The sequence below is a fragment of the Conexibacter sp. CPCC 205762 genome (assembly GCF_030646155.1).
GTDB lineage: Bacteria > Actinomycetota > Thermoleophilia > Solirubrobacterales > Solirubrobacteraceae > Conexibacter.
Genome location: NZ_JAUTDN010000002.1, coordinates 157504 through 169541, shown reverse-complemented (window position 1 = coordinate 169541; position 12038 = coordinate 157504). Strand labels below are relative to the sequence as shown.

Sequence of the window (12038 nt, the reverse complement as noted above, 5' to 3'; positions counted from 1 at the left end):
CAGAGAGGGTAGAGATCGGCGCAGCGGCGGGCGCGCACGACGCCCGCCATGGGGCGTGTCAGGGCTCGTGCTCGTCGGACGGCGGCAGCCGCAGGGTGAAGGTCGCGCCCGGCGCGTCGTCGCGCTCGAGCACGAGCGATCCGCCCATCCGCTCGGCCAGCTCGCGCCCGATCGCGAGCCCGAGGCCGAAGCCGGCGCCGTTGGCGCCGCTGCCGCGCGCGAAGCGCTGGAAGACGCGCTCGCGCTCCTCCTCCGGGACGCCCGGCCCGGCGTCGGCGACCGACAGCAGCGCGTGGCCGCCGACGACGCCCGCCGCGACGCGCACCTCGACCGGCTCGCCCGGCGGGCTGGCGCGGACGGCGTTGTCGAACAGGATCCGCAGGATCTGCGCGATCGCGCTCGGGTCGGCGCGGACCCAGACCTCGTCGCTGCCGTCGGCGAGCCGCGGCACGGTGCGGCCCTCGGCCGCCGGCGCGCCCAGCTCGAACTCGGCGATCACGGCGCGCGACAGCTCGCGCAGCTCGACCGGCTCGCTGCGCAGCGCGACCTCGGCGTCGATCCGGCTGAGGTCGAGCAGGTCGGCGGCGAGACGGCCGAGCCGGCGCGACTGCGCGAGCGCCTTCGTGACCTGCTCGCGCGCCTGCTCGGAGGAGACCTCGCCGTGCTCCAGCTCGTCGGCGAGCAGCTCCAGCATCCCGCGCAGCGAGGCGACCGGCGTGCGCAGCTCGTGCGAGGCGGTCGAGACGAAGGCGCGGCGCGCCTCCTCCTGCTGGTGCAGCCGCTGCTGCATCCGCGCGAAGGCGCGCGTGAGGTCGCCGACCTCGTCGCGGTTGCGGTCGGCGGGGACCTCCTCGACCGGCCCGTGCTCTGCCAGCCGCACGGTCGCGTCGCGCAGCCTGCGCAGCCGCCGCACGAGCGTCGCGGCGAAGCCGAGCCCCAGCAGCAGCGCGATCGCGAGGCCGCTCAGCGCCGCCGTCAGGAAGGCGCGGCGGACGACCGCGACGGCGTCGCGCACCTCGCTGATCGGCTTGCGCGCGGCCAGCACGTAGCGCTCGCCGTCGATCGTCACCGGCATCGCGACGCGCACGACCTCGTCGCCGTCGGAGGTGCCGACCGAGGAGACCAGGCGGCGCTGCGCGAACGCCTCCGGCACGTCGTCGAAGCGGTCGCCGGCGGCGGTCGCCGGGTCGGTCATGTTGAGCCGCAGCGCGTGCGCGCTGTCGAGCAGGTAGATCTCCTGCGTGCCGCTGCTGCGCACGAGCGCGAGGCCGATCTGCGAGAGCGCGTTGGAGCCGATCGCCGTCTGCCGATCGGTCAGCCCGCCGAAGGCGTCTCTCGTCTCTCTGACCTTCTGGACGAGGCCGTCGAGCTCCGCGTGCTGCAGCCGCCGTTCGAGCGGTCCGAGCAGGCCGAGCGCGGCCACGGCGAGCGTCACCGCCGCCGTCAGCACGAGCGCGCCGACGATCCGCCCGCGCAGGCCGAGCGCGCCGATGTTCACGCGGCGCCCGTCATTTCCAATCCGTCTCAGGGTATTTTCCCAATCTGTCCCTGTTGATTTTCCCAATCTGTCCCAGGGTATTTTCCTAATCTGTCCCTGTTGATTTTCCCAATCTGTCCTAGACTGCCGGCGATGTCCGATCTTCGCATCGAACGGCGGCTGCGGCCAATCCTGCTCGAAGCGCTGCGCGAGAGCCGGGCCGTCGCCCTGCTCGGCGCACGCCAGGTCGGCAAGAGCACGCTCGCGAGATCGATCGCCGCCCACGAGCATCCGGCGCGCTTCGTCACGCTCGACGTCGAGGCGACCGCGACCGCTGCGCGCACTGATCCGCAGGGGTTCGTCGCGGCACTGCCCGGCTCCGTGGTGATCGACGAGATCCAGCGCGCTCCGAACCTGCTGCTCGCGATCAAGGAGCGGCTCGATCGCGATCCCGCGCGAGGGCAGTTCCTGCTGACGGGGTCGGCGGACCTGCTGACGCTGCCGACCGTGGCCGACGCGCTGCCCGGCCGGATCGACTATGTGCAGCTGTGGCCGCTCGCCCAGGCGGAGCTGCACGGCGGCGACGGGCGCTTCGTCGACGCGCTGTTCGAGAACGACCTTCCGCAGCTGTCGGACGCGCCGATCGGACGCGGGCCGCTCGCGGCGCTGCTCGCGACCGGCGGCTTTCCCGAGCTGCTGGAGGTGCGCAGCGCCCGCGGCAGCGCGCGCTTCTTCTCCAGCTACGTCGCGTCGATCATCGGGCGTGACCTGGAGGACGTCGCCGACGTCCACGATCCCGGCAACGTCGAGCGCCTGCTGTACGCGATCGCCGCGCGGGCCGGGGCGCTCGCCACGTTCCACGGCCTCGCGACCGACCTCGGCGTCGATGCGAAGACCGCCAGAGCGCACACCGAGATCCTCGAGCGCCTGTTCCTCGTCCGCCGGCTGCAGTCGTGGCACGTCAACGTCGGGCCTCGCCAGGTCAAGAGCCCGAAGCTGCACGTGGCCGACAGCGGCCTGCTGGCGTTCCTGCGCGGCGCCGACGAGCAGCGGATCGCCGACGATCCCGAGGTCGCCGGGCCGCTGCTGGAGAGCTTCGCCGCGATGGAGCTCGTGCGGCTCAACGACTGGTCGCAGCAGCCGGCGCAGCTGTTCCACTACCGCGATCAGAAGCAGGGCGAGGTCGACGTCGTGCTGGAGCGCCGCAGCGGCGAGGTCGCGGGCGTCGAGGTCAAGGCCGCCGCGACCGTGTCGGCGGCCGACTTCCGCGGGCTGCGCAACCTGCGCGACAGGCTGGGCGACCGCTTCACGGCCGGCGTGGTGCTCTACACCGGAGCGGCGACGCTGCCGTTCGGGGACCGCCTCACCGCCGTTCCGGTCAGCGGCCTGTGGAGCTGACTCAGCCGGCCTGCAGCCGGTAGCCCGCGCCGCGGACGGTGACGATGTGGCGCGGGTGGTCGGGCTCGGGCTCGAGCTTCTCGCGCAGGTGGCGCACGTGCACGTCGATCGCGCGCGGGTCGCGGTAGGCGCTGTCGCCCCAGATCGCGCGCAGCAGCTCCTGGCGGTTGCGCAGCCGCCCCGGGTCGTTCATCAGCGCGCCGAGCAGCTCGAACTCGGAGAAGGTGACGTGGACCGGCTCGCCGTTCATGCGCACCTCGCGGCGCGCCTTGTCGAGCTGGATCGGGCCGACGGTGACGACGTCGGCGTCGCCGCCGGGCGCGGGCGCCTGCGCGCGGGCGCGCCGCAGCACGGCGCGGATGCGGCTGCGCAGCTCGGCCAGCCCGAACGGCTTGGTGACGTAGTCGTCGGCGCCGGCCTCGAGCCCGAGCACGGCGTCGGCCTCGCTGTCGAGCGCGGTCAGCATGATGATCGGGACGACGTTCCGGCGCGCGCGCAGCGAGCGCGTCACCTCGTAGCCGTCGGGGCCGGGGCCGAGCGCGACGTCGAGCAGGACGACGTCGAACGGCTCGGTCGAGGCCAGCTCGATCGCGGTGCGCCCGTCGGCGACCGCCTGCACGCGATGGCCTTCGCGCGAGAAGGAGCGCGTCAGCAGGTCGCGCAGGTCCGACTCGTCGTCGACGACGAGGATCGTGAGGGAGGTGTCAGGGCCGTCGTGCCACGGCGTCGACCCGTTGCCGCCGCGAGGCGGATCGTCCGGCTGCATCGTTCTCGATGCTAGATGATCGCCGGCACGGCTTTTTCGCTTCCGACGACCAGGTATTCATGTGCAGTATCGTCGCCCGACGATGAACCGATGGTTTGAGCGTTTACGCGCCAAAGAGCCTCGCCTCGAGGTGGGCGACCTCTTCCCTCCGCTGGAGCGCGAGCTGGACGGCTACGAGCATCTGCTCGACGGCCAGGTGCTCAACGCCGGCGCGGGCCATCGCGACATCTCCGCCGCGATCCCGGGGACGCTCACCAACCAGGACATCGAGACCGGTCTCCACAACGAGAACATCGACGTCTACTCGCCGCTGCACGAGATCCCGTTCGACGACGGCCACTTCGACGCGATCATCTGCAATGCCGTGCTCGAGCACGTCGAGAACCCGCACGAGGTCGTGACGGAGTTCCACCGCGTGCTGCGTCCCGGCGGCGTGCTCTACCTCTGCGTCCCGTTCATGCAGCCCGAGCACCTCGACCCGACCGACTTCCAGCGTTACACGAGCGACGGCCTCGCGACGCTCGCGCGTGACCACGGCTTCGAGGTGAGCGAGGTGACCGGCGTCCACTCGGTCTACTCGACGCTCGGCTGGATCTTCATCGAGTGGCTGCGGCCGTTCCCGGGCTGGAAGGGCTGGCTGCTGCGCTGGCTGACCTACCCGGTGATCAAGCGCAAGGCGCTGACGAGCACCAACCACGTGCACTCGCTCGCCTCCTCGTACCGGCTCGTCGCCGTCCGGACGTAGCCGCCGGACGGAGGGCCGGCCCGCCGCTAGCGACGGGCCGCGGCCGGCACCGGCGCGGCGATCGACTCGGCGCCGATCATGCCGTGGCCGTTGCCGCCGTCGGGACCGTCGTCGGAGCGGTTGGTCGGGGTTCCGACGCGGCCGGCGGCGCCGACCGTCCACAGCAGCGCGATCCAGGTGATCGTCGCGAGCGTGACGTGGACCCAGACGAAGTCGGCCGGCAGCTTGAGCGCGTACTGGACGCTGCCGACGAGACCCTGCGCCGCCATCAGGATGCCGGCGAGCGTCAGCGCCTCGACCAGCTGGGCGTTGGTCGTGCGGCGGCGCGCCATGAACCAGGCGAGGATCACGCAGAGGCCGAGCGTCGTCGCGGCGACGCCGTGGCGGTGGATCAGCCAGACGAGCGTCTCGGCGCCCTTGAAGTCGAGCCGGTGGACCAGCTCGCCGTCGTTGTCGCCGGGGTGCGGGCCGGCAGCCGTCGCGAGCGTGCCGGCGAAGATCACGATGCCGCCGAGCGCGGCGGTGAAGCGCACCAGCCAGACGGTCCAGGCGTCCTCGCTGCGGGGGCGCTCGGCGTCGTCGTCGTAGCGCGCGCGCCAGACCAGCCAGACGGCGGCGATCAGGATCAGCATCGAGAGGCAGAAGTGCGCCATCACGAAGCCCGGCGCGAGGTGGTGCTTGACCGTGAAGCCGCCGAGCACGCCCTGCGCGAGGCAGCCGAGCGGCAGGAAGCCGCTGACGAGGAAGAGGTCGCGCCGGTACGGCCGGCGGCGCCAGGCGGCGAACCAGACGAACAGCGAGATGACGCCGATGCAGGCCGAGAAGACGCGGTTGCCGTACTCGACGAAGGTGTTGAAGCCGAGCGGCGGGACGGCCTGCCCGTGGCACTGCGGCCAGTCCGGGCAGCCGAGGCCGGAACCGGTCAGCCGCACCGCCGCGCCGGTCAGCACGACGACGGTGAGGAAGAACAGCGCGACCCACGAGAGCTTGCGGAACTGCTCGGGGCTGAACGTGGGCAGACGGTCGGACACGGCCGACAAAGAATGACGGAGACGGGCCGGCGACGCCATGTCGGTACCTTTCACGTCGATGTCGAGCACCCGCGCAGCTGCTGCTGTCGCCGTGGAAAACGTCTCCAAGGCGTTCCGCGTCCCGACCGAGCGAGTCCAAACGCTCAAGGAGACAGCCCTCCATCCGTTCCGGCGCAAGGCGTTCCACGAGTTCGTCGCGCTGAGAGACGTCTCCTTCGACGTCGCGCACGGGGAGTTCCTCGGCATCGTCGGCCGCAACGGATCCGGCAAGAGCACGTTGTTGAAGTGCATGGCCGGCATCTACCGCGTCGACAACGGCGGCATCTACGTAGACGGACGCCTGTCCGCCTTCATCGAGCTGGGCGTCGGCTTCAACCCCGACCTGCCGGCGCGCGACAACGTGCTGATCAACGGCACGATGCTCGGCCTCTCCCCGCGCGAGGCGAGCCGTCGCTACGACAGCATCCTCGACTTCGCCGAGCTGCGCGAGTTCGAGACGCTGAAGATCAAGAACTACTCCTCCGGCATGCTCGTGCGGCTGGCCTTCTCGGTGATGATCCACGTCGACGCCGACATCCTGCTCGTCGACGAGGTGCTCGCGGTCGGTGACGCCGCCTTCCAGCAGAAGTGCTTCGACGAGTTCTACCGGCTGAAGGACGAGAACCGCACGGTGATCCTCGTCACGCACGACATGAGCGCCGTCGAGCGCTTCTGCGACCGCGCCGTGCTGCTGCACAAGGGCGACATGGTCTCGACCGGCGAGCCGAGACGGATCGGGATGGAGTACCTGGAGCTGAACTTCGGGCGGCCCGAGGCGGCCGCCGCGGCCGCCTCCGACGAGCTGCGCTCCGGCATCGGCGGCGCCGAGATCGTCGAGGCGTGGTTCGAGGACGTGACCGGCGCGAGAGCGTCGATGCTCGAGCTGGAGCGCGACTGCAGATTCGCGGCGCGTGTCCGCTTCACGCGCGCGGTCGATCACCCGGTCTTCGCCGTCACGCTCGAGAACGCCGCGCACGACAAGGTCTTCTCCGCCTCGACGCAGTGGCAGCACGCCGAGACCGGCCGCTTCGAGCCCGGCGACGAGGCGCTCTTCCACGTCCAGTTCACGAACGTGCTCGCGCCCGGCCGCTACGACGCGACGCCGGCCGTCGCGCTGCGCGGCGGCACCGCCTCGCTCGACGTGCGCGAGCAGTTCGTCGACGTCGTCGTCTCCGGCACGCACGCCTCCGGCGCGCTGCTGGAGCTGCCCTATGCCTCTGCGGTCGAGCGCACGGACGCGCAGCCGGCGGCGGCCGAGCCGGTCGTCGCGGCCGAGCCCGAGGTCGAGCGATGAGCGTCGAGACGCCGACCGAGCCGGCGCCGCCCGCGGCGCCGCAGCCGGCGCGCGGCCCGCGCATCTCCGGGCCGGTCGCGATCGGCGTCGACGCGAGACGCTTCTTCAACCTGACGCGGACGCTCGCCGTCACCGAGTTCAAGCTGCGCTTCTTCGGCTCGGCGCTCGGCTACCTGTGGCAGCTGATGCGCCCGCTGCTGCTGTTCGGCGTGCTCTACGTCGTCTTCACGCACGTGCTCAAGTTCAACAGCGACTCGGCCTACTACCCGGTCGCGCTGCTGAGCGGCATCGTCATCTTCACCTTCCTGTCGGAGGCGACCTCGACCGCGGTGACGAGCCTCGTCGACCGCGAGCCGCTCGTGCGCAAGGTCCAGTTCCCGCGCCTCGTGATCCCGCTCTCGGTCGTGATGACGGCGCTGATGAACCTCGGCCTCAACACGATCGTGGTCGTCGTCTTCCTGCTGCTCAACGGCGGCAGCGTCCACTGGGGCTGGCTGGAGATCCCCTTCCTGCTGGCGCTGCTGGCGCTGTTCGCGGCCGGCATCTCGACGCTGCTGTCGGCGCTCTACGTGCGCTACCGCGACATCAGACCGGTGTGGGAGGTGCTGCTGCAGATGATGTTCTACGGCACGCCGATCTTCTACACGATCGACGTGATCGGGAACAAGACGATAGAGCGGCTGATGCTGCTCAACCCGCTCGCCGCCGTCATCCAGCAGTTCCGCCACGCCGTCATCGACCCCAGCCACCCCAGCCTCCACAGCGCGATGGGCGGCAACTGGGCGCTGACGGCGGTGCCGTTCGTGATCCTCATCGTCCTCGTCGTCGTCGCCTACCGCTACTTCGACAAAGAGGCGCCGCTGATCGCGGAGGACCTCTGAATCGAGTCGCGGACGCGGCGCGCGCTGCTGACGTTCCGACGTTCGGCGTCTCGATTGCTTAGGATGCGGTCAGTTCATGACCTCGTCCTCCGTGCAGGGGACGTCGACGACCGTCGTCGCACCCCCGAACCTGCAACTCGCCGTCAGCCGACTGGCGGCCGCAGCCGGGAGCGATGAGATCCTCAGCGTCGGCAGCCCGCCGTATGCCTTCGACGCGCCGCTCGCCGTCGACATCGCGCACGAGTCGACGACGCCGCCTGCCGGGTCGCTCGTCGTCACGACCGCCGTCGACTGGGCGGCGCTCGGCGAAGCCCGGATCGTCGTCGCGCTCGACGAGGGCCGTGGGGGATCGCCGTTCGCCGCCGTCGCTGCGAGACGAGCCGAGGCGGCGGAGCACGGCTGGCAGGTCGCGAGCGCGACGCTGATCCACGTCGGCGCCGGCACGACCGCCTCGCCGCGGCGCGAGGCCGCGCTGCTGATCGCGTGCAGACCGGGCGACGCGCTCGCCGCGACGCTCGAGACAGGGCCGTTGAGCCTCGCGCTGGACGCCGCGATAGCCGCCGCACCGGCCGAGCCGCCGCCGGCTCGTGTGCTCGTCGCCTCCTACGAGGTCACCGGCCCGACCGGCAACGGCGGGATCGGCACCGCCTACCACTCGCTCGCGCACTCGCTCGCCGCCGCCGGCAACGACGTCACGGTCCTGTTCACCGGCTGGCTCGAACGCAAGCAGGCCGAGCGCCTGCCGGAATGGCAGGAGAGATTCGGGCGGGCCGGCATCGGCTTCTCGCTGCTCGGGACGCCCTGGGACATCCCCGTCCGCAATCCGCACCACGCCGTGCGGCGCGCGTACGAGTTCCATCGCTGGCTGCTGCGCGAGCACGCCGCCAAGCCGTTCGACGTCGTCCATCTGCCGGAGGCGATCGGCCACGGGGCGTTCGCGCTGACCGCGAAGGCGCTCGGTCTCGCCTACGCGGACGTCGAGTTCGTGATCGGCACGCACTCCTCGATGCGCTGGGTCGCCGAGTGCAACCGCGAGGGGATGGAGACCCTCGAGATGCTCGTGATGGAGCGGCTGGAGCGGATCAGCGTCGCGCGGGCCGACGTCGTGCTCAGCCCCAGCTCGTACCTCGTCGACTACATGCGCGAGCGCGGCTGGCAGCTGCCCGAGCGGACCTTCGTGCTGCCGTACGCCCGCCCGCAGTCGGTGCGGGAGCTGACGCACGAGCCGTCTGGCGGCGTCGCCGCCGGAACGCCCAGCGAGCTGATCTTCTTCGGCCGCCTCGAGACCCGCAAGGGCCTGGAGGCGTTCTGCGACGCCGTCGACCTGCTCGTGGCCGGCGACTGCCCGTTCGACCAGGTCACCTTCGTCGGCCGTCCCGAGCGCGTGCTCGGCGAGGAGTCGACCGCCTTCATCAGCCGTCGCGCGAGCGCCTGGGGCGATCTCGCCTGGAAGGTCCTGCCCGGCCTCGGTCACGACGAGGCGATCGCCTACCTGCGCGAGGCGCCGTGCGTCGTCGCGATCCCCTCGCTCGTCGACAACTCGCCCAACACGGTCTACGAGGCGATCGCGCTCGGCATCCCGTTCGTCGCCTCGCGCGCCGGCGGCACCGGCGAGATCGTGGCCGCGGAAGACCTCGCCGGCGCCACCTTCGACGGCTGGCGCGACGCCGTCGGGCTGGAGCCGCCGACCTTCGGCGCAGCGGAGGAGCGGTTCGACGCCGGCGCGCTCGCCGACGCGCTGCGCCGGAAGGCTGCCGAGCCGGCTGGCCGCGTCTCGCCGGCCGTCTCGGCAGAGGCATGCGACGCCGTCTACGACCGCTGGCACCGCGCCGTCGCCGCGACCGCGCGACCGGCCGCCGCCACCGCTGCGGTCGCGTTGCCGACCGCCGAGGTCTGCATCGTCGACGCCAGCGCCGAGGACGTCCGCCGGATCGCCGCCGCGCTGCTGCGCGCGGAGCAGACGCCGGAGCGGATCGTCGCGATGCTCGACCCCGAGCAGGAGACGCCGCAGATCGACGGCGTCGAGATCGTGCGGGCGGCCGGCCGCGAGACCGGGCCCGCGCGCCGTGACGCCGCGGCCTCCGCGCGAGCCGACCTGCTGATCGTGCTGCGCGGTGCCGACGAGCCCGACGCGCAGCTGGTCGAACGGCTGCGCAGCGCGATGGCGGCCGGCGTGAGCGACGTGCTGTCGCTCGTCACGCGAGACCCCGACGCGGCCCGCAAGACCGCCGGCCCGGCCGCCGCGCCCGGCCGCGACGACGACGTCCCCGCCGATCTGCGCGCGTTCGTCCCGGCTCCCGGGCCTGCGCTCGCGGCCGCCGCCTACCCGGCGCTGAGCGTCGGCCCGTACGCGATCCGGCGCGCGGCGCTCGACGCTCTCGGCGGCTACGCGGCCGACACCTGGGACGAGATCGTCGACGAGGAGCTGCTGGCGCGCGCGGCGCTCGCCGGCCTGCGCTTCGACGTCCTGCCGGAGCCGCTCGCGACGACGCTGCGCGACGACCGCTGGAGCGACTTCCGTGCCCGCCACTACGGCGAGATCCCGGTGCCGGTCGGCGCCGGCGAGGGTCAGATCCGCCGCCTGCGGCCGTTCCGGCAGCGGCTCGACGACGACGTCGCCGACCTGCCGGCGCTGCTGAGCGGGACCCAGCGCGCGATCCGCTCCGCGATCGGGGGCCGAGACGAGCTGGAAGCGGCCTACGAGCGGCGGATCGACGAGTTCAACGAGCTGGTCGCGATCTACGAGCGCAACCTCGGCGAGCAGCGCGAGCTGATCGCCCTCTACGAGCAGCAGAAGGGCGAGCTGCAGCGCGAGCTGGCTCAGGGCGGCGGCGGGATGCAACGGGCCCGCCGGCGGTTGCGCCGGGCGGCGCGACCGCCGATCAGTCAATGGCCGGGTCGAGGCGCGCGCTTCGTGCGCGCCCAGCTGCGGCGCTGACCGGCTCGCCGGCGCGGGCGCGCGCCACCGCCTTCACCACCACGCAGGCGACGGCCGCCCCCGCGTAGACGGTCAGCAGCTGATAGCGCCACTGCACCGACGGCGCGAGCAGGAAGAGGCCGAGCTGCGACGTGATCCCGGCCGCCGCCAGCAGTCCGATCATCCGCACCGCGAGCGGGAAGCGGCGGGCGAGCAGGACGAGCCCGGCGCCGCACAGCCCCAGGAACAGCCAGGCGCGGTAGATGAAGCCGTTGCCGTCCCCGTCGACCGACCAGAAGCGGGCGTAGTCGACCGCTGCCTGCGTGAGCCCGGGCAGCGCGGTGTCGTCATAGCCGAACTCATTCCCGGCCATCCCGTCGATGTAGGTGTGCCACGGCGTGTCGCCGATCCCCAGCTGCCGCGTCCAGAGGCCGAAGCGACCGCGCAGGTAGAGCAGCGGGTGCTCCTCGATCGCGGTCCGCCACGCGTCGGAGAGCGTCTCCGCGGCCGCCTCGTCATACAGCTCGGGGAGCTTGGTCAAGGTGCGGTCGAAGCGCATGTACAGCGACGTCGTCGGGCTCCAGCGCTCGGCGACCTCGGCCTCCGTCTGCACCGGCTGCATCGCTCTCGGCAGCGGCGGGATCATCCGCTCGCCCCGCTTGACGGTCATGTAGCCGAGGTCCCACACCTGCGTGTAGACCTCCGGATGCTCCTCGACTCTCGTCACGGCGGAGGTGCCGGCGACCGTCACGGCGAGCCCGGCGGCCGTCACGACGAGACCTGCCATGACCGCCGCGACCGCCGCGCGCACGCCGGACAGGCGCGCGATCGAGCTGTCCTGCGGCAGCAGCCGCACCGCCGCGACCGTCAGTGCGACCGCGATCGGCAGCACCGCCGTGACGCCGTTCTGGCGCGAGGCGGTGGCGACGACCGTCAGCGCGAAGCCGACCGCCACGGCCGCGATCGCGACCCGCCGCGGCCACCGCAGCGAGCCGATCGCCAGCCCCAGCGCGAGCAGGCAGGCGGAGACGAACCACATGTCACGGCCGATCGAGCCGACGAAGCCGAGCGTCCACGGCGACCACAGCGTCACGACCGTCGCAACGGCAGCCGCGACACGCCGCAGCGCGGCGCGCAGCACCAGGTAGAGGCCGCCGACGGACGCGACGATCTGCGGCACGAAGAAGAAGCCGGGACCCGCGCCGAGCGCCAGCCACGCCTCGCGCCAGACCCACGTGCCGAGCGCCGAGCGGTGGTCGCCGATCCAGCCGCTGCGCGCCTGCGCGAGCGTCGCGACGGCGTCAGGGTCGAGCAGGCCCGGCCAGTAGACGAGCAGCGGCAGCGCGATGCCCGCAGCGAGAATCGCGTATGCGGCCACCCTTTGGCGGACGTCCGACGACGCCGCGCGCGACGCCCCCTTGTCGGCGTTCCCTCCCATCGACTCCTGGATCATAGGTCCGCGGCCCCCGGATCGGGGTTCCGGCGCTGAT

The 12038-nt window shown here is 72.2% G+C and carries 9 protein-coding genes; 5 read left to right on the top strand and 4 right to left on the bottom strand.

What is annotated here, in order from left to right; all coding sequences use genetic code 11:
* Positions 1-58 precede the first annotated feature (58 nt).
* Entirely contained in the window at positions 59-1498 is a 1440-nt protein-coding gene (locus Q7L73_RS02930) for a sensor histidine kinase KdpD (protein WP_304686031.1), read from the bottom strand.
* Positions 1499-1630: 132 nt separating this feature from the next.
* On the opposite strand from Q7L73_RS02930, the gene Q7L73_RS02925 reads away from it, so the two are divergent.
* Entirely contained in the window at positions 1631-2875 is a 1245-nt protein-coding gene (locus Q7L73_RS02925) for an ATP-binding protein (RefSeq protein ID WP_304686030.1), read from the top strand.
* A gap of 1 nt (position 2876) precedes the next feature.
* Here Q7L73_RS02925 and Q7L73_RS02920 read toward each other — a convergent pair whose 3' ends face one another.
* Positions 2877-3641: a response regulator transcription factor gene (locus Q7L73_RS02920; protein WP_304686026.1), complete on the bottom strand. Its 765-nt coding sequence runs from the start codon at positions 3639-3641 to the stop codon at positions 2877-2879.
* Positions 3642-3771: 130 nt separating this feature from the next.
* Between Q7L73_RS02920 and Q7L73_RS02915 the strand changes: the two genes are divergently transcribed.
* Positions 3772-4386: a class I SAM-dependent methyltransferase gene (locus tag Q7L73_RS02915; protein WP_304686023.1), complete on the top strand. Its 615-nt coding sequence runs from the start codon at positions 3772-3774 to the stop codon at positions 4384-4386.
* A 26-nt stretch (positions 4387-4412) separates the two neighbouring features.
* Here Q7L73_RS02915 and Q7L73_RS02910 read toward each other — a convergent pair whose 3' ends face one another.
* Positions 4413-5417, bottom strand: a complete 1005-nt coding sequence (locus tag Q7L73_RS02910) for a heme A synthase (protein WP_304686020.1) — start codon at positions 5415-5417, stop codon at positions 4413-4415.
* A gap of 58 nt (positions 5418-5475) precedes the next feature.
* Between Q7L73_RS02910 and Q7L73_RS02905 the strand changes: the two genes are divergently transcribed.
* From Q7L73_RS02905 to Q7L73_RS02895, 3 genes are all read left to right on the top strand, one after another.
* Positions 5476-6750, top strand: a complete 1275-nt coding sequence (locus Q7L73_RS02905) for an ABC transporter ATP-binding protein (protein WP_304686013.1) — start codon at positions 5476-5478, stop codon at positions 6748-6750.
* Positions 6747-7631 (top strand): ABC transporter permease, encoded by an 885-nt coding sequence (locus tag Q7L73_RS02900; protein ID WP_304686011.1) that lies wholly within the window; start codon positions 6747-6749, stop codon positions 7629-7631. Before Q7L73_RS02905 ends, Q7L73_RS02900 begins: the two co-directional genes overlap by 4 nt.
* Before the next feature lie 76 nt (positions 7632-7707).
* Entirely contained in the window at positions 7708-10569 is a 2862-nt protein-coding gene (locus Q7L73_RS02895) for a glycosyltransferase family 4 protein (protein WP_304686005.1), read from the top strand.
* Here the strand turns inward: Q7L73_RS02895 and Q7L73_RS02890 are convergent.
* Positions 10514-11986 (bottom strand): hypothetical protein, encoded by a 1473-nt coding sequence (locus Q7L73_RS02890; RefSeq protein ID WP_304686000.1) that lies wholly within the window; start codon positions 11984-11986, stop codon positions 10514-10516. The genes Q7L73_RS02895 and Q7L73_RS02890 overlap by 56 nt on opposite strands.
* Positions 11987-12038: the final 52 nt, after the last annotated feature.

Bases quoted from the DNA above. Each gene is read 5' to 3' on its own strand.
- Q7L73_RS02925 (WP_304686030.1), top strand. From the start codon at position 1,631: ATGTCCGATCTTCGCATCGAACGGCGGCTGCGGCCAATCCTGCTCGAA.
- Q7L73_RS02920 (WP_304686026.1), bottom strand. From the start codon at position 3,641: ATGCAGCCGGACGATCCGCCTCGCGGCGGCAACGGGTCGACGCCGTGG.
- Q7L73_RS02905 (WP_304686013.1), top strand. From the start codon at position 5,476: ATGTCGAGCACCCGCGCAGCTGCTGCTGTCGCCGTGGAAAACGTCTCC.
- Q7L73_RS02900 (WP_304686011.1), top strand. From the start codon at position 6,747: ATGAGCGTCGAGACGCCGACCGAGCCGGCGCCGCCCGCGGCGCCGCAG.
- Q7L73_RS02895 (WP_304686005.1), top strand. From the start codon at position 7,708: ATGACCTCGTCCTCCGTGCAGGGGACGTCGACGACCGTCGTCGCACCC.
- Q7L73_RS02890 (WP_304686000.1), bottom strand. From the start codon at position 11,986: ATGGGAGGGAACGCCGACAAGGGGGCGTCGCGCGCGGCGTCGTCGGAC.